General features: G+C 40.9%; 18 protein-coding genes, 1 CRISPR repeat array and 1 other annotated feature. Of the genes, 1 reads left to right on the forward strand and 17 read right to left on the reverse strand.

The genetic code is table 11. The features are described 5' to 3' along the window. Positions 1-207: 207 nt before the first annotated feature. From IEW82_RS16305 to IEW82_RS16320, 4 genes are all read right to left on the reverse strand, one after another. Positions 208-2130: a sensor histidine kinase gene (locus IEW82_RS16305; protein WP_188696956.1), complete on the reverse strand. Its 1923-nt coding sequence runs from the start codon at positions 2128-2130 to the stop codon at positions 208-210. Then, positions 2127-2807 (reverse strand): response regulator transcription factor, encoded by a 681-nt coding sequence (locus IEW82_RS16310; protein WP_188696958.1) that lies wholly within the window; start codon positions 2805-2807, stop codon positions 2127-2129. Before IEW82_RS16310 ends, IEW82_RS16305 begins: the two co-directional genes overlap by 4 nt. A gap of 408 nt (positions 2808-3215) precedes the next feature. After that, positions 3216-4301 (reverse strand): M42 family metallopeptidase, encoded by a 1086-nt coding sequence (locus IEW82_RS16315; protein WP_188696961.1) that lies wholly within the window; start codon positions 4299-4301, stop codon positions 3216-3218. A gap of 127 nt (positions 4302-4428) precedes the next feature. Next, positions 4429-4923, reverse strand: a complete 495-nt coding sequence (locus IEW82_RS16320) for a dUTP diphosphatase (protein ID WP_188696964.1) — start codon at positions 4921-4923, stop codon at positions 4429-4431. A 73-nt stretch (positions 4924-4996) separates the two neighbouring features. Between IEW82_RS16320 and IEW82_RS16325 the strand changes: the two genes are divergently transcribed. After that, positions 4997-5377, forward strand: coding sequence for a hypothetical protein (locus IEW82_RS16325; RefSeq protein WP_188696967.1), 381 nt, complete (start codon positions 4997-4999; stop codon positions 5375-5377). Here IEW82_RS16325 and IEW82_RS16330 read toward each other — a convergent pair. The 13 genes from IEW82_RS16330 to coaE all read right to left on the reverse strand — a co-directional run bounded on the left by IEW82_RS16330 (position 5363) and on the right by coaE (position 18440). Then, the gene (locus IEW82_RS16330; protein WP_373285730.1) at positions 5363-5641 is read right to left on the reverse strand and encodes a DUF1294 domain-containing protein; all 279 of its coding nucleotides are present in this window, start codon (positions 5639-5641) and stop codon (positions 5363-5365) included. The two genes, IEW82_RS16325 and IEW82_RS16330, sit on opposite strands and share 15 nt — an antisense overlap. A 211-nt stretch (positions 5642-5852) precedes the next feature. After that, a complete protein-coding gene (gene rplT / locus IEW82_RS16335; RefSeq protein ID WP_188696970.1) occupies positions 5853-6212 on the reverse strand; it encodes a 50S ribosomal protein L20 in 360 nt (119 codons plus the stop codon). Between the two features lie 61 nt (positions 6213-6273). Continuing rightward, entirely contained in the window at positions 6274-6468 is a 195-nt protein-coding gene (gene rpmI / locus IEW82_RS16340) for a 50S ribosomal protein L35 (protein ID WP_188696973.1), read from the reverse strand. A 20-nt stretch (positions 6469-6488) separates the two neighbouring features. Next, positions 6489-6992: a translation initiation factor IF-3 gene (gene infC, locus IEW82_RS16345; RefSeq protein ID WP_188697160.1), complete on the reverse strand. Its 504-nt coding sequence runs from the start codon at positions 6990-6992 to the stop codon at positions 6489-6491. 435 nt (positions 6993-7427) lie between these two features. Continuing rightward, on the reverse strand, positions 7428-7721 hold the full coding sequence (locus tag IEW82_RS16350) for a YrhK family protein (protein WP_188696978.1): 294 nt from the start codon (positions 7719-7721) through the stop codon (positions 7428-7430). A 33-nt stretch (positions 7722-7754) separates the two neighbouring features. After that, positions 7755-8708, reverse strand: a complete 954-nt coding sequence (locus IEW82_RS16355) for an L-threonine 3-dehydrogenase (protein ID WP_188696981.1) — start codon at positions 8706-8708, stop codon at positions 7755-7757. Between the two features lie 330 nt (positions 8709-9038). Then, positions 9039-10973 carry a threonine--tRNA ligase gene (gene thrS / locus IEW82_RS16360; protein WP_188696986.1) on the reverse strand — a complete coding sequence of 645 codons (1935 nt, stop codon included), beginning with the start codon at positions 10971-10973 and terminating at the stop codon, positions 9039-9041. A gap of 54 nt (positions 10974-11027) precedes the next feature. Beyond that, positions 11028-11255, reverse strand: a binding site (T-box leader). A 34-nt stretch (positions 11256-11289) separates the two neighbouring features. After that, positions 11290-12126 carry a sporulation protein YtxC gene (ytxC, locus tag IEW82_RS16365; protein ID WP_229672707.1) on the reverse strand — a complete coding sequence of 279 codons (837 nt, stop codon included), beginning with the start codon at positions 12124-12126 and terminating at the stop codon, positions 11290-11292. Positions 12127-12232: 106 nt separating this feature from the next. Then, positions 12233-13180, reverse strand: coding sequence for a primosomal protein DnaI (dnaI, locus tag IEW82_RS16370; protein ID WP_188696993.1), 948 nt, complete (start codon positions 13178-13180; stop codon positions 12233-12235). A 13-nt stretch (positions 13181-13193) separates the two neighbouring features. Then, the gene (locus tag IEW82_RS16375) at positions 13194-14549 is read right to left on the reverse strand and encodes a replication initiation and membrane attachment family protein (protein ID WP_188696996.1); all 1356 of its coding nucleotides are present in this window, start codon (positions 14547-14549) and stop codon (positions 13194-13196) included. A gap of 47 nt (positions 14550-14596) precedes the next feature. After that, positions 14597-15064, reverse strand: coding sequence for a transcriptional regulator NrdR (gene nrdR / locus IEW82_RS16380; protein ID WP_188696999.1), 468 nt, complete (start codon positions 15062-15064; stop codon positions 14597-14599). A 51-nt stretch (positions 15065-15115) separates the two neighbouring features. Continuing rightward, on the reverse strand, positions 15116-15508 hold the full coding sequence (locus tag IEW82_RS16385) for a cytosolic protein (protein ID WP_188697002.1): 393 nt from the start codon (positions 15506-15508) through the stop codon (positions 15116-15118). Positions 15509-16301: 793 nt separating this feature from the next. Beyond that, a CRISPR array of direct repeats spans positions 16302-17133; the repeat unit is 32 nt; unit sequence ATTTCAATCCACGCACTCATGAAGAGTGCGAC. 716 nt (positions 17134-17849) lie between these two features. After that, entirely contained in the window at positions 17850-18440 is a 591-nt protein-coding gene (gene coaE / locus IEW82_RS16390; protein WP_188697007.1) for a dephospho-CoA kinase, read from the reverse strand. Positions 18441-18444: the final 4 nt, after the last annotated feature.

The following is an 18444-nucleotide window of genomic DNA, read 5'->3' on the forward strand; positions in this document are numbered from 1 at the left end:
TAAATTCTGACGTTACAAAAAAAGCCAATTCCATAAATAGATTGGAATTGACGATTTGAAGATAATACTAATGGTTTTATTTAAAGTATGAACCTATAGCCATCAACGACGATGAAAATAGATATTATTGTCCCGGAGTCGTTCAGAAGAAAGGTGAGTAGAAGTCTGAAACCCTTATCCCTTTAAAGTCCTCATAAGTCTCTCAGGTTATTTTTTATTTAAGTGAAAATAAAATAGGACACCATCGTCCGTATTTTCTGCTCCATATATCACATGATGCATTTCCAATATATTTTTAGAAATGGCTAGACCTAATCCTGTTCCACCTTTTGACCGCCTCCGCGAGGCATCACCACGATAAAATCGATCCCATACCTTATGAATTTGCTCGGGATCAATATATGTCCCCTTGTTCTCAACGCCCACTTTAACTTGGTCGGCCTTTTCTTCTGTTGTAATGATAATGTCATGCCCTTTTGGTGTATAGCGAATAGCATTGGTCAAAAAATTCGTGAGAACCTGTTCAATCCGATGTCGATTAGCAACCACTTCAATAGGTTGAATGACTTTTTGAATTGTAAGATCCTTATTTTCCATCTCCAAACGTAGTTGTTCACAAACCGAATCAATGGCCCTATTAATATAAAAAGGATCCATCTTCATTTTATAAGTCCCTGACTCAAACTTAGCCAACTCAAGCATATCCATCACCATGACATTCATTTTGTCAACCTCTTTATCTAATGCTTCAAGGTAATACCCTTTTTTATGCTTGGCCACACCATCCCTTAAAATGGTGATACAACTTTTCATAATGCTGAGCGGCGTTTTTAGCTCATGGGAAACCCCTGCGATGAATTCCTTTCTAGTATTTTCAAGTCGCTTCTCTTTCTCAATATCTTGCTGTAATTGCGTAATATGAGAGTGTAAAGTACGCGAAAGTAAATTAATGTTACGAGAAAGATCCCCGATTTCATCTTTTGAAGTGATCGGAACCGTTTCCGAGAAGTTAAGGTTTGCAATTTTTTTAGTAATTCGGTTGATTCGTAATAACGGATTGGCAATTTTTTTTGAATAATAAAAGGCTGTAAACAAGATGAGTAGAAGAACAAAACCAGTAATATAAACATAATAATCCTTAAGCATTTGTACAGCTTCATCAACAGGTTGTAAGGAGGTCATAGAAAAAAGATAGAGCGTCTGACCATTTTTATCAACAAAAGGTTGAATGAATATCTTGTATTTATTATCGTTTTTTTCATAATTAAGCACATAAAACGAATTAAAGTTATACGTAACATTATTAAACAATAGTTGAGCTTGAAAGGTCTTCATTCGATTTAAAAATAAGTCATTAGAATACGGCAGTGTCTCGTCCACCTTCGACTCATTTACTTTTTTGATCGTACCATTCAATCTTATCGTTTGCGCTGTTAAATCCTTTTGAGTATTTTGGTTTGAAATCCCGCTCCTGCTCTTTCTATCCTCTTGTTTTGATCGTTGTGGTTGTGGCTTTGGCCCGCTATCCTCTTGCTTATAAAGTCGTTTCCCAACCTCATTTTCCAAAATCTTATTTTCCCAAAAAGACTGCCCTGTCAGATCTTGCAATTGAGCAGGCGTCAAGGCTCCCAATGTCCCCGGAGGAAAGGTTCCTAATTTTCCGAGTGCATAAGGGATAAAGGTTTTTCCTTTTTTAATACCATAGGCACTGACCTTCATCCCGATTGGAAATAAAGAGGCTATATTTGTTGACTCCTCTTTATCAACCAAATAATCCATAGGAAAACGGATATTTTCATCTGGAAATTTTCTTAATTCGGAAGCTGCCAGCTGGATCTCTAAATCAAAACCATTGGCATCGACTAAATTTCCATATTGATCTAAGGGCACTATCCATGAACGTTTATTTTGATAAAAATCTCGTTCCAGCTTTTGTATGACTTGCGACTTTCCACTACTTTGCAAATATGCTTTTTTGAAAGCAGTGATACTTGCTTTCATATCTTCAACCTTTCGTGCCGCATAATATTTTTTAAAAAAGTAGATTTGTCCAAACAGAATGGTCGCTAAAATAAACATGCACAAAGCAGTTGTTAATAAAAATAACTTGATAACAATTCGATTTTTCATGCTTTGCCCTCAAATTTATACCCCATGCCAACTATAGTTCTAACCCATTTTGATTGATCCTCAAGTTTATTTCTCAAATTTCGCATATGGGTGTTCACCGTCCGTTCATCGCCAGAAAATTCATAGCCCCAAATTTTCATGATTAATTGTTCTCGCGTAATGACAATACCTTGATTTCGCATTAAGTATGTTAAAATTTCAAATTCCGTGTGTGTTAAATGGATAGGTTCCCCATTAACCGTAACCGTCCGCGAAGGAATATGAACACAAATGCCCTGATGGACTATTGTCTCTTTTGAGTTTACATCTTTATAGCGCCCGCTTTCTAACAACCGTTTGGCTCTAGCTAATAAAATTGGTGGACTATACGGTTTAGTCACATAATCATCGGCGCCTAATTCAAATCCGAGTAGAGTATCATCCTCATCTACTCGGGCAGTCAACATAATAATTGGCACATTTGACACTTTGCGAATACGTCTGCAGACAGACCAGCCATCAAGCACTGGAAGCATAATATCCAGAATGATTAAATGTACTTTTTTTTCTTGAAAAATATTTAAAGCTTCTTCCCCATCTGCAGCTTCTAAAACTTGGTATTCTTCATTTAGAAAGTAATCCTTGAGTACTTCACGTAGGATATCTTCGTCTTCAACAATAAGAATTGTTTGTTGCATCTTTGCCCTCCATTTAAGAAAGAAAACATTATGACATTCATATAAAAATCGGATCAACCTTAAATATATTATAGCCATGTAAAGATAAGATAAAGAGATCGCTTTTTCATTTATTTATAGCTTCTTTATCCTCAAATGTGGGGCCAAAGATGTTTTAACTGCCTAATGGAGACAACATAGGGTACCATAGCGGAAAAACGATCTAGAATTAAAACGATGTATAGATCCAACTTTCAGAAGAAATTCACCACAAATCGCAGCAAGTTAAATTATTATTATTCATTCCTTCCTTCTGATTAAAAAATTGGCTAACCCTTCACTGCTTCGGAACCATCCACTGACAATATAGAAAAAGCCTACCCCACTTGAGGTAGACTTCTAATAGCTGGGACAAGGAACCTGTCCCCATTATCCAAAAGTAATGTCTTTTACTTTTTCTGCGTCTAGGCGTTTAGCCACTTCGACAACAAGCTTGACAGCATTTTCGTAATCATCTCGGTGGATGACTGAAGCTGCTGAGTGGATGTAGCGTGTTGCAATCGTAATGGAGAGACTTGGTACGCCTTTTCCTGTTAAGTGAATGCGACCTGAATCCGTTCCTCCTCCTGGAATGGCTTCATATTGATAAGGAATCCCTTGCTCATCCGCGATGCTTGTTACGAAATCGAGCAATCCTTTATGCGCCACCATGGAGGCGTCGTAAATGATGATTTGTGGTCCTTCCCCAATTTTAGCACTGGCATCCTTTTCACTGATTCCTGGTGTATCACCGGGAATCCCTGTATCTACCGTTAAGTTAATATCAGGTTGAATAAACTGTGCAGAGGTTTGCGCACCGCGTAGGCCGACCTCCTCTTGAACGGTTCCGACACCGAAAACAACATTTGGATGATCAACATCCTTCAAGGCTTTTAAAGCGTCAATAGCAATTGCGCAACCAATGCGGTTATCCCATGCTTTTGCCATCAAATACTTGGGGTTCGCCATAACCGTAAAGTCACAGACAGGAACAGCCATATCTCCAGGCCGTACGCCGGCTTCCAGGGCTTCCTCTCGACTTGCAACACCAATATCAATGAACATATCCTTCATATTCGCTGGCTTTTTACGTTCTTCAGCTGGAAGGATATGCGGGGGTTTAGAACCTACTACGCCAGCTAGCACACCTTTATTAGTCACAACGGAAACACGCTGAGCCAGCATGACTTGTTCCCACCAGCCCCCTACGGTTTGAAAACGTAAGAACCCTTTATCATCAATCTTTGTAATCATAAAGCCGATTTCATCTAAATGACCGGTAATTTGCAGCTTTGGTCCGCCTTCTTTACCTGTCTTCTTAGCGATTAAGCTCCCTAGACCATCATAAGTAATCTCGTCAGCATAAGGCTGTATGTACTTCTTCATGACCTCGCGGGGTTCGCGTTCATTTCCGGGAATCCCTTTAGCATCGGTTAGCGCTTTAAGCATTTGCAAGTCTGCATCGAGTTCTGTCATTCCACTATTCCTCCTGTATCTGTGATTTGATCATTTCTTCGCGTTTAAACCTCTGGTCAAACCGCATATTTATTTCGTCTTTCGAAACTATTATACAAAATAGCGGATATTGTCACAATCTTTAAGCTTAATAATTTTCCTGTTGACGCTTATAATTTACCTCATTTTTCTTAAAATATCCTTGTTGAATTTGTTCCCCATCAAAGCCAAGGAGCTGTCCTAATAACAAGAATTCAGTAAATAAAACAAGGTATTGATCATATTCTTGAGTTTCATTAAAAGCAGTCATTGCCCGAAAAACAGTAAGAAATTGTTCAGTTACAGAGTTATCTTCTGCGGCTTCTAATTGGATTGCCGACACATCTGTATAGCCTAAATCAAGTCCTAGAGACAATAAAAAGTGAATACCATCCACATATTCTTCTAAGATAATCTCTTGGGAGGCTGGAGGCTTTAAGCTCCAAAATTTAAAACAACGTGTTTCATTGGCAAGCTCACCAAGCTCAACAAAAAAAGCGAGCATTTTTTCTTTTACAAGGTTATGCTCCTTAAGATTATGCTGGGATTCTATATGTTCATCCAACTGTTTTTGTATTGCATATAATGCATTTAACCACGTCAATTAACTCTCCTCCATATCATTTGCTTGAAACGTTTGCACTAGAGTATCGTATATATTAAGTAGGTGATGCGTAATGAATGTACTCTTATACATTTTTATAGGTGCTGGCTTCGGCTGTATCGTCTATGCTGCTGCACGCTTTTACAAGAAGCAGGCAGCACCTGCTCTTGATGAAAAAGAGCAGGTGACAATCGAAGAGCAGGCTGGCCATCTTACGATTCGCTATCGAAAGGCCGACTTTACTGGACAATGCATCTATGACGTGATCGGTGAGGACGTCGACAAAACCATTGCCGTCCATACCATCACACTCGAGCTTCGGTCAACAGTAGCCAGCCTGGCACACTGGAGAAGAGAGGACTTATATGAGATTGAACGCCATCTCTATATGCGTTACCCCGAGGCCGAGATAGTATGGCAATCTCCTATGCGTCTGCTCCTACAAGATTCTTAAAAAGACCATGCCCCAAAGAACGAGATGCCCCATATTCAAGAAAGGAACGCCGATTCGAAAGGAGGTATGGCGCGTTTTATGCCTAAACAGCTTCATCCCGATAAGCACTCCCAAAGCCCCGCCGCACCATGCAGCTAACCATAAATGGCGCTCAGAAATTCGCCAGTGTCCTTGCATGGCCTTCCGTTTGTCGATCGCCATCACCAACCAGCCATAGAGATTGATGAGAACGAGATAGAGCCCCAGCCCCACTTTTAAATCCATTCCAAATTCACCCGTTCATAAGCTTCCTTTATCACTATGTATCTGACCAGCCACTTTACAAAATTGTTGACGGAAAGACACATCACTACCTTAGTTATCAGAATAAAGGCGTTCACGACCACTCTTCAATGGCAGTAGACAAGATTGCTTTATACTCTCAGATAGCATAAAAAACGGATCACTCAAAATGAATGATCCGCTTTATAGTTTTTTAAGCATTAATCGCTTTTTTGGCTTGTTCCGCAAGCTGTGTGAAAGCTTGAGCATCATTGACAGCAAGATCAGCAAGCATTTTACGATTGACGTTAATACCAGCCTCTTTTAAGCCATGCATTAAACGGCTATAGGAAATGCCATTATTTCGTGCTGCTGCATTAATACGCGCAATCCAAAGCTTACGGAAATCACGTTTGCGTTGACGACGATCTCTGTATGCATATTGTAAGGATTTGAAGACTTGTTGCTGAGCAACCTTGAATAATTTATGCTTTGAACCATAATAACCTTTAGCAAGTTTTAATACTTTCTTGCGACGACGACGCGTCACGTAACCACCTTTAACTCTTGCCATGTGTAACTACCTCCTGAAAATATCCATTTTTAACGATGCTTCTACGCAGACATCGCTTGTATTAGTTATTAAGTAAATTTTTGATGCGTTTTTCATCAGCGCTGGAAACGATAGCGCCTTTGCGCAATTTACGTTTTTGCTTTTGTGTTTTATGACGGAACATATGGCTTGTATAAGCGTGGCTACGCTTCAATTTACCTTTTCCAGTTTTCTTAAAACGCTTCGCTGCCCCTTTATGGGTTTTCATTTTTGGCATGAGTACGTCCTCCTAACAAATTACTTTTCGTTCGTTGGTGCTAAAATAAGAAACATGCTGCGGCCTTCCATTTTCGGCTTTGCCTCAATGGTACCGACTTCTTTACACTCTTCAGCCAAACGCTCAAGCACTTTGCGGCCGATCTCAGAGTGGGTAATCGCACGTCCACGGAAACGAATCGATGCTTTAACCTTATCTCCCTTGGATAGGAATTTAATGGCATTACGCAATTTCGTATTGAAGTCATGTTCTTCAATGGTAGGACTCAAACGAATTTCCTTAACGTTGATAACCTTTTGCTTCTTACGTGCTTCTCTGTCTTTCTTCTGTTGCTCATAGCGATATTTACCATAGTCCATAATGCGGCATACTGGCGGTTTCGCATTAGGGGCAACGAGGACAAGATCAAGATTCACATTTTTTGCCATATCCAATGCTTCACTCTTGGTTTTAATTCCGAGTTGATCCCCGTTTTGACCAATTAAACGAACTTGCTTCGCACGAATGGACTCATTGACAAACATATCTTTGCTAATATCGAGCCACCTCCAAAATAATTTGAGCCGACGACCGAGTCCGGCAAGACAAATCTCATACAAGAGATATTATTTTTTAATGAAAGTAAAAAAGCGCAGGCATACGCCCACGCTATTATTTCAGCATCATTAAAGAATAAAACCAGTCAACTGTAAAATCTTACGTCGATCAGGTGAGAAGCCGGGCGCCTCTTCTTGTTCGTCGCTATTCAATTCTTTGTCCAGTATACCATGATAAAAGGAATCATGCAAGCCCTTGGCTTTTCGACTCACTTTTTCATTATACTAAACCAAAATAAAAAAGTAAAGATTATCCCAGCTGTATGTCTAAAAAGATATCAGCAGCATCACAACATAAGGCAAATGCCTTAGCCACACCACATATAGACTCATTTGTTTATCGAGTTAAATCCATCACTCAGCCTAAAAATGAATATTTCGCGTATCACGATCACCAACATGAAGCTTATGCGCTATTCTAATCAGCGGACGAATCAACATCTGCGCGCTGCCAATGACAAATAGCCAGGTCCCTGCCGTTTGATATTGTTCAAAAAAGAATAAGAAGCTCCCAATTAAAAACCATAACGCAATCACAATATCATTGATGATGTGGAGCCATTCATACCGATTATGAAGGGTCACATGGTGCCGCCAAAAGTCTTCATCTTGCGTTTCTGTAGAAAAATGGGACGGTAGCTCTTCTTCTTTTTTCATCCAAAAACCTGCCTTTTAAACTATCTTTATTGCTTATTTCAATGTTTCCCGAACACGAAGCTTTTGTAACATATCTACCGTCATGTTTTCCAAATTATATTTAGGGTTAAAGCCCCATTCCTTACGCGCCGCCTGATCATCTAATGCGTTTGGCCAGCTCTCAGCAATCGCTTGCCTCTCTGGATCGATAGCATAATCCAATGTGAAGTGAGGCAGATGCTTTTGAATCTCAGCTGCAATATCCTCTGGAGCTACGCTCATCGCTGTAATATTAAAGGCGTTGCGATGCTCCAATCTGCTAGGGTCGGCTTCCATCAGCATGATGATCGCCTGTAAAGCATCGGGCATGTACATCATATCCATATAAGTTCCTTCAGCGATGTAAGAGGTATAACTCCCTTTTTCAATGGCTTGATAGTAAATATCTACAGCATAATCAGTTGTACCGCCACCAGGTGGGGTCACATAAGAAATCAAGCCTGGAAAACGTACACTACGAGTATCTAAACCAAATTTATGATAGTAATAATCACATAGCAATTCCCCAGCGACTTTATTTACGCCGTACATTGTGGTAGGCCGCTGAATGGTGTCTTGTGGTGTCAAATCTTTTGGAGTGGAAGGACCAAAAGCTCCAATGGAACTCGGTGTAAAAAACTGACACTGACATTCACGTGCGACTTCCAAAGCATTCACCAAGCCCCCCATGTTTAAATGCCAGGCAGTTAGAGGATGCTTCTCAGCTGTTGCCGATAATAGTGCAGCTAAATGAATTATTGTATCAACATGGTACTTATTGGCTAACTCATAAATTGCCTTTTGATTGGTAACATCTAGTGTCTCAAAGATACCCGATGTCGCAACAGGTCTGTCATTTTTTCGAATATCTGTTGCGATGATATTCTCCTCACCATAAGTCTTTCTTAATAGTGTTGTTAGTTCCGAGCCAATTTGCCCCATTGCACCGGTGATGAGTATTCTTTTCATCAGCGCCCCTCCTCGAATAAAAGCATTGTATTTTAAACATACATATGTACACCTGAAAAATACATAAACAAAAGACAGAAAATACACTAAAATCCTTATTTTAAGCGTTAAACACTTCGATAATCCAAAGTGATTTTACCACACTTATTATAATATGTTTATACAGAAAGGACAAATTTGTGAAAAAAATAGGTGTTGCTCGTAGTTTGACTTTCTCTAGAAGGGTCTATTCTAAAAAACAATGTGAAAGAGGCTTTTATTTGAGAAGAAGTGAAGCAAAGAGAAAAGACTGCCGAGCGAGGTGCTCCGGCAGTCTTTTCCTTGTTGCATTTATCTTTTTTCATCAATTTCTGATTTGATCTGTTGGATAAAGCTTTCAAGACGAATCGATTCGGAAGCATTTTCTCCATATTGCCGGACATTAACACTTTGAGTCTCAATTTCTTTATCTCCAACAACGAGCATATAAGGAATTTTCTTTGTTTGCGCTTCACGAATTTTATAACCGATCTTCTCATCACGCTCATCCACTTCGACTCGAACAAGCTGTTTACGAAGGGCTTCAGCGACCTTATTCGCATAGTCTTGGTGCACGCCTGCTACTGGAATCACTTTGGCTTGGACTGGAGCTAACCAGGTTGGGAAGGCGCCTTTATATTGTTCAATCAAAAAGGCAACAAAGCGTTCCATTGTGGAGACAACCCCGCGATGAATGACAACAGGTCGGTGCTCTGCACCATCTTCTCCTATATAGCTTAATTCAAAGCGCTCAGGTAAGTGGAAATCCAATTGCACCGTCGAGAGGGTTTCATCTTTACCAAGTGCCGTACGTACCTGGACATCAAGCTTCGGTCCGTAGAATGCGGCCTCTCCCTCAGCTTCCACATAATCAAGCCCCATCGTATCCATGGCATCACGCAATTTTGATTGGGCAAGCTCCCACATCGCATCATTATCCACATATTTTTCTGTGTTTTCAGGATCACGATAGGAGAGACGGAAATAGTAATCATTGATGCCAAAGTCTTTATAAACTTCTTGGATCAAGCGAACAACATTGATGAATTCGTCCTTCAATTGCTCTGGACGACAGAATAGATGAGCATCATTCAACGTCATCGCCCGCACGCGTTGTAGGCCGGCAAGCGCTCCAGACATTTCATAGCGATACATCGTTCCCAGTTCTGCCACACGAACTGGTAAATCACGATAGCTGTGCAATTGATGCTTGTAAACCATCATGTGATGCGGGCAGTTCATTGGGCGAAGCACCAATTCTTCATTATCAATTTTCATGATTGGATACATGTCTTCATGATAATGATCCCAGTGTCCACTTGTCTTATAAAGCTCAACATTTGCTAAATTTGCCGTGTAGACGTGCTCATAACCGTGTTGGATTTCTTTATCGACAATGTAGCGCTCAATCACGCGGCGAATTGTCGCTCCTTTAGGCAGCCAAACTGGAAAGCCTTGTCCAATTTCTTGAGAAATCGTAAAAAGGTCTAATTCCTTTCCTAGCTTGCGATGGTCCCGTTCCTTGCGCTCCTCTAATTCATGCAAATGCTCTTCAAGCTGCTTTTGCTTAAAGAAGGCCGTCCCATAGACCCGCTGTAGCATTTTATTGTCACTATTGCCACGCCAATACGCCCCTGCCACACTTAACAGTTTGAAGGCCTTGATTTTCCCCGTGGAGGCTAAGTGAGGTCCTCTGCACAAATCGACGAATTCACCTTGACGATAGAATGTCACCGTTTCGCCTGCAGGAATGGCTGACAGCAGTTCAATCTTATATTCGTCACCGATCGCCTTATAATGCTCAAGTGCCTCGTCACGGCTGACCACTTCACGCTTGATCTCTAAGTTCTCAGCGATGATCTTCTTCATTTCTTTTTCAATCTTTCCAAACTGTTCAACGGACAAGGAATCAGGCATATCTATATCATAATAAAACCCTTCTTCAATGACCGGACCAACGCCCAGCTTTACATCATCATACAAGCGTTTAATTGCTTGTGCCATGACATGTGTCGTCGTATGTCTTAAAACATCTAATGCTTCAGGCGCATCCTCCTTTAAAATCTCAATAGCGCCATCCTCAGTCAATGGACGCCTTAGATCAATGACTTGACCATTAAATTTACCGGCAATGGCTTGCTTCTTCAGCCCTGGGCTTATACTGCCTGCAATGTCTTCTATGGTTGTATCGACCGGATACTCCTTAACCGCTCCGTCTGGAAACATAATTTTTAGCATTTCTGACATATGCCGCACTTCCTTTCACTTGTGATTAAAAATTAAAAAACACCCATCCCTAAATTAAGGGACGAGTGCTTAGCTCGTGGTTCCACCCTTCTTTCCATAGGACGCTTAGTCCTGTGGCTCGAAGTGTTGATAACGGCTGTACCGTTGTCAGTTATCACAAAAGTCGTGTTCACTGACAAAGCTCAAGAGGTGGTGAATTTGCGTTCTACTAGGAAATTCTCAGCGCCATTCCTTCTCTGAAAGTAGAGGGACCCAAATCCTTGTCCTTTTCATTGCTTTTCTCAAACGATGAAGTTATGTAAGGTATTATACCCGCTTAACCGGTGAAAAGCAATCCTAATTTTTCCGCCTCTTTTAAAGAGTAAAAGTGGACACTCTCTTCAAATACTTTGCGCAGCGTGTGCATCATGCCATGATCCTCTCTGTTTGTAAACACATTAATCGTCACAGGAGCAAGACCAATCAACGTCAGTAGAAGTGAAGGCTGCGTTTCCACCCCCCATTGTTTTAAAAGTGGATAAAATGAGCGCACGGTTGGAGGGGCTTCAACCACCTGATAATTACTATCATAAAGTAAGTAGCCAGCCTTATCATTATCAACAGCATAAACGGTATGATGGAGCGGTTTATAAGTTTTTACAATCTTTCTCAGCTTATCAACAAAAACCGCATATTCTTGCTGAAGCTTAAATTCATCGATGGCCAGTTCGATCGTTTCCATCAAGCATTCAAAATAATCATTTAAACGAAAGGTTTCTAAAGATTTAAAGCTGAAGGATGAGTGATCGACGAGTACTTCTTCAATCACCTTACGCATGATCTGTTGTCGAGAAGGCAAACGATCAACCTTTGGCAGTTCAGATTTCTCCCCGTCAAAAATGGCCTTCACAATATCAAGAATATCGTGCTGATCACTTTCATCAGTAAAATAAAATGATTCCTGAATCATATGTAATATCCAACGCTCTTCGTAAAAGTCAATCATATATTGTGTCATGCTATCAATCAATTCGCTCTTAAGATGCTCTGATAACCCTTCCGTAAAACGGAGCTCAATCTCTTCATGTTGTCGCTTGATGCCTATCGTGTTTGCAAAACGAGAATAAAGAAAACGATATAAAGAAACGGCTTCATGACTTGAATTCATTGTCATCAAGATCAAACAGAGACCCTCCTTTCCCCTATGTAAACACTATATGGGTCCTGTCCAAAAAAGATGACAAAAAAAAGAAGCAGATTCCTCTGCTCCTCATCCGCTCTTATCGATTGTCAACTGCTCGCCTATTCTCACCAGTAACTGCAACGGACACCGTATAATAACGAATGCGTTCCATCAATCGCTTCGCTTTCAGCTCTTCCACTCCGCTTTTGTTTGAATAGGATAGGTGCTCTTCTAGCTCATCGTAATCATAATTGGACGTATACAGGGTGGGCAAGCTTTCCATCATGCGATGCTGCAAGATACTGCCCAATACCTCGTCGCGTACCCATGGCGACATATTTTCCGCGCCAATGTCATCTAAAATCAATACAGGCACTTTTTGTAGATACTCGATTTTTTCATTCAGCGTATTTTCCTGAATCGCCCCTCTTAGCTCCCTAAAGAAGTCTGGCGTATAAACCATCAGGGATTCTACCCCTTTTTGCTCAGCAAGTGCATTCATGATCGCTCCCATGATATAAGTCTTGCCGACCCCAAACTTTCCGTGGAGATAAAGCCCCTTGACCTCGCTCGGATTCCGACTATAGCCCTCAACAAAACGCCCAGCTGCCTCTAACGCATCATGACGGCCTCTTTCTTTTATATCGATGGTTTTAAAGGTCACCTTAAGAACATCTTTAGGTACATAGAGCCCTTGAAGAAGAGAGGCCTGACGCCGTTTCTGTTCATCCTCTTCCAACATGCGGCACGGTTTATACGTGATCGCCAGCGCCCCTTTATCTATAAAAAGCTCTGGTTGATAGCCTTTGAGTAGATTCTTACAGCTCGCCAGCCCTTGGCATGCTTCGCAGGAATGACTGGCCTCCACATATTCATACACCTTTGGTAATCCTTTTAATAATTGTTCATCGGTAACGGCCGGATGAACCTGTAAAAACGCGACAAGCTTGGGATGCTCTTTTAGCGCTTGTAACAGCTTATTATTTTTTTCTGCAATAGACTGAGAACCAGCCATTCTTCTCAGAGTGGATTGGATAGATTGCACGTCCATACACCACCTATAAATTATTTAAATAATCCTCAAGCCACTTCTCTCTTTGTGCAGCTTCTTTTGGATCTTGACCTGTATCTGTCTTATCCTCAGCCTTTTCCTCTTCCATCCACTTCGGAAGCTTCGCTCTCCGAGTATTCTTACGAGACTTTGGCTGAGTCTTATTCTCCGACCAATTTTGATATTGCTTGTGCTCTGATTTAGCAAGCGACATGGCCTCTCGGACCGTTTTCACCTTTTTACGTGCCCAGTGGGCAGCGATCTTGATCACATAGCCTCTCACCAGTTTGTAATCATTCGTGCGCATCACATAATCCAAGAGAACATTAACCACTCCCGGTGTCAGCTTCTGGTCGAATAATATATCCTCAACGATTCGAAGATCAGGATCTGCTGGCTGTCCACCTCCAACGGCTTCTAGAAGCTCAAACGGCGACATCGTTTCAAACCATTGAATGAGCTTCTCAAAATCATCCTGTGGCTGTTTCCCATGAAATTCCTGAAGTGTCTCAGGCTGCGAACGTCTGCTTAAAGAAGGGAGATGATCCCCATGTTCAATCTTATAATAATCACGCACTTCCTTGCGAAGCTGTTCAATATCGATTTCCCCTGTATGCAAGAAGGCTCGCTGGATGATATTGCTCATGGTTTCCGGTCCCATTTGATAGACAAAAGAGAGCTTTTGGATAGCCTCCTTAATCTCATCCGTAAAGGCCTCTTTTGAAATGATAACATTAGAAAGCCTCCGATACAGCTGATCAAAATCAAAGTCAACCGATAAATGCGGTTCAGCACGCTCCTGCTGTGGGGCCTTTAAAATAACCTCATCCTCCACTCGTTCATGATGTGCCACAAGCTCTGACGGACTTACTGATGTAAATACATCATTAAAGTCTGCCGTGACATTTTTATAATGTAACGGCATCTCTTCACGTATAAACAATGCCTTTAACTGACTATACTCCTGCTGCCCTATCCGATTGTATAAGAAAATATTAAGCAAGCCATCTGTAAAAAACTGCTCAGGAGAAAGGGGAGGGACCAATTCATAGATGAGCGGCTCATCATCCTTTTCTTCATGCTTGTAGATGTTTAATAAGCCCATCGCTTCTAGAAGTTTGCGATCCTCAAATAAAGCTTGAAGCGAGCCATTCGTCTTAACCATTAAATGATGATGAGTAAAGGTTGCGGTTTTAAACCCTTCTGCTTCAAAAAATAAAGTCATAAACAACTGACAAGCAGAAGCGCCGATGAGAGGCTGATACAAGTAATTCAATATTTTCAAATCAAGGGACTGGACAACAGATCGAAGCCTAACCCGATATTGATCGACGGGGAGCAGTTCTTTCCAATGGGCTTGCACCTCAATTCCCCCTAAACATAACAGTATTTCTAAAAACAGCCTTTGACTTAATCATCTGTCTTAGCCTTATTAAGGAGATCCTTTAATTCATGGATAAACACATTGATATCTTTAAATTGACGATAAACCGAAGCGAAACGGACATAGGCCACCTCATCTAGCTTAGCGAGTTCATCCATGACCAATTCTCCAACCTCTTGACTTTTTACCTCAGAGACTCCCCTGCTTCTGAGTTCTTTCTCAACCAAACGAACGATATCCTCTAATTTTTCGAGAGGGACAGGGCGTTTTTCACAGGCCTTGATCAAACCGCTCAATATTTTCTCACGATTAAACGCCTCGCGGTTTTCCCCTTTTTTCACGACAATAAGCGGAGACTCTTCAACGGTTTCAAATGTAGTAAATCGATATTGACATGCCTCACATTCCCTTCTGCGTCTAATTGAGCGGCCATCATCAACTGGACGAGAATCAAGGACACGTGAACCATTATGTTGACAATTTGGACAGCGCAAATTAACCACCAGCCTATACTTTTCTAGTCTTTTCTCCTCTGCTCGGCTCTTCTATTGCTCATTTATCCCTACACCAACAAAGGTATACTCTTTATCAAGTCTTTGATAGAATTGACGAATCATTTTCTGTCCATATCCCAAATTCATCCCTTTTTCAACTGTAAATGAAATATCTACGGATGTCTTAAAAGGACGAACATTCACCACGGTGATGACTAGAAATCCCTTTTTACCTCTGACGACATTGACTGAAATTTCCCCCCGTTCCTTTGATGCATCAAGTAAAGAAAATCGCTCTTCACTCGCAATTAAGGACTGGATGCCGTCCATTAATTTATCTTTCGTTGTTTTATAATAATGCGTTCTTAGCGTTTCATCTTCATTTCTTTCGGATGTTTCTACGTGACTATTAAAAAAAGCTGAAAGCTTAGACATCATTCCCATTCTCAACACCGCCTCACTATTCTCTCTTACTTTAAGTTTAATGAAAATAGTGGTGATAAACAAGCTTTTTATTAAAGAAAGCCTGCCAATCAGTAAGCGGTTAAGACGTCTCGGTTAATGTCTTCATCGCACTTAAACGCTACTCCGCCCAGAAAGTTTAAAAGGAAACGCCGACTGCGCTTCCTTCGAATTATAAGTTAATACACTTCTTTACTTGGGAACTACACGGGTCTTGAACCTCTCTGAGACCTCAGCTAGTTGTTTTTTAACACTTTGTTTAAAGGCTGTGTCATAAAATTGACCACAGTTCAGATTTTACCCTGTTCGCTAGAGATAGCCTTTACAGCAGGCATTAATAATCCAATCCACTTCATAAATACTCACTGCACTTTTATTACTTTAGGACCACAATGTACGCACCAATCTTCCTATTAAACATCCCTTAAGAACGCACCTTAGTATAATATGTTTCTTTCCATAATGCAAACCTTTATCTCTACCATACTAGCCTTCTTATCTATCTAAAATCCATGATGAAAGCGAAGGCCTACAAAAACAAAACACGTTACTTTAGATGGAAAATTTTCGGTAAAATTGTCCAAACGAAGACAGCACAATCCTAGCCGCTAAGAAAAACCAGACGAAAATGAAGTGACCCCATTCCTTTAATAAGCTAAAAAATGGTGAAAGCAAATGCTCTGTGGAATATCTAGAATATTCCTAGCACCGCTTACCTCTTACCTCTTACCTATAGAAGGGGCCACTAGACATCTGAGGAAAGCAAGCTAGATGCCTTGCAATCCACGCACTCATGAAGAGTGCGACGGCAAAAACGAGTTGAAGTCTATCGTAACGACACCATTTCAATCCACGCACTCATGAAGAGTGCGACAATTGTAGTTGCCTTTAATTGTAATTCCTTTTCTGATTTCAATCCACGCACTCATGAAGAGTGCGACTTCAAACCCATGATCAAACTTTGAATTTATTGTTAATTTCAATCCACGCACTCATGAAGAGTGCGACGCAACAAGCGCCGTGGCTTGGCGTTCAGCTGCTTATTTCAATCCACGCACTCATGAAGAGTGCGACATTATTTAGGAGGCGATTTTCATGGCGCAAAAAAATTTCAATCCACGCACTCATGAAGAGTGCGACGTCCAAGTATTAGTATTATGGTTTAGTGTCCTTTATTTCAATCCACGCACTCATGAAGAGTGCGACTTGAACCTTTGAAACCCTTTGTCAAGATAATTAAATTTCAATCCACGCACTCATGAAGAGTGCGACTTCTTTTCACGTGATGGAGCAAGAGATCGGTCAGATTTCAATCCACGCACTCATGAAGAGTGCGACGGGGGCGAGTGGATGAACCCGAATCACCTACGAAAATTTCAATCCACGCACTCATGAAGAGTGCGACAAGCGGCTTTCGGTTACTTGGAAACCGCACGCAAACATTTCAATCCACGCACTCATGAAGAGTGCGACTGTGAGCAGGTTAAATCTTAAGTTTAACTATATCATTTCAATCCACGCACTCATGAAGAGTGCGACGCCCACCGTTTTCAGCCGCGTAGTCGATGATAAAGCATTTCAATCCACGCACTCATGAAGAGTGCGACAGCGAAATTCAGTAAAAAATACCCTATAAAAATTGCATTTTTACTAATAAATTACTTTTATTTTACCATTAAAAACTATTGAAGGAAATAAGAGGAATAAAAAATAGATGTATATGTGGTGCGAATCTCCCTAGTATTTTATGTTCACTTCACATTCGCACCTAGATTCCCATCTTTATAAAATAAGTATAACATGATCTTCATTTACGACAATCTAGTAAAAGAGATGCCTTCCTTTTAGATAGTTTTTTTAAATGAATATTTTGTTCTTTTGTTTGAANTGATTAGGAAATTTCCCCCTCAGATTTGTTCTCTATTTGGAAGCTTCGAGTTTTATTTGTTATTTTCAGTGAAGCTTTTGTTAAAACGTGCATCCCTTTTGTAGCGTTACTCCAGGCTTTTGCTAACTTAACCCAACCTTTTGTCACGCCCGCACTTGGATTCGGAAGCTTGAACCTCGGATTTGTTTTCTATTTGGAAACTTCAGGGGGGTTTGTTATTTTGGTCGAGGCTTTTGTTAAAATGGTCGCGCCTTTTGTTCCCTTGCAACCGGCATTTGTGCTCTTGGCTCTCTCTTTTGTTACGTTTAGGATACGATTTGGAAGCTTCTCTCACCAATAGATGGCTTTGCTGGGCAAGGTGATTGGCGTAGAACTCACTCCGAAAAATTGTATACTTTCAGATAGTGTAAAAAACAAGCCATATGGCTTGTTTTTCTAAGAGAGCCAGCTTTGTAAAATAGCATCTAATTGCTGCTCAGTCTCTTCTCTTGTTCTGCTATTATCAATGAACCGGTCAGCCCATTGTTTTTTCTTTTCCAAAGAAAGCTGTGTTTTAATGCGCTGTTCAGCTTCACTCTGAGTCAAATCATCTCTTGCCATTAAACGTTCAAGCTGAAGCGCATAGGGCACATAGACAACAAGAGTTTTATCCACCCAATCGTTCAGCTTGCTTTCAAATAAAAGCGGAATATCCAGCACAATCGCTGGTGCCTGTTCTTGTTCATAAGCCGCAACCCTTTCAAGCATATAGCGGCGAACTTCTGGATGCACCATACGATTTAACTTCAAGCGATCTGCCTCATTAGCAAAAATCCTTTGGCCTAATTTCTTGCGGTTGAGTGTTTGATCCTCGAGTAGGATTTCTTCTCCAAAATAAGCAACAATTTGCTCATAAGCCTTTTGACCAGGCTCAACAACCTTCCTTGCCGCTACATCTGCATCAACAACAGGAATGGCACGTTCACGAAGCATGTTGGCAACGGTGCTTTTACCACTGGCGATTCCTCCTGTTAAGCCAATTCTCATTGGA

Origin of the sequence: Pullulanibacillus camelliae (assembly GCF_014642655.1) — a bacterium.
Taxonomy (GTDB): Bacteria; Bacillota; Bacilli; order Bacillales; family Sporolactobacillaceae; genus Pullulanibacillus; species Pullulanibacillus camelliae.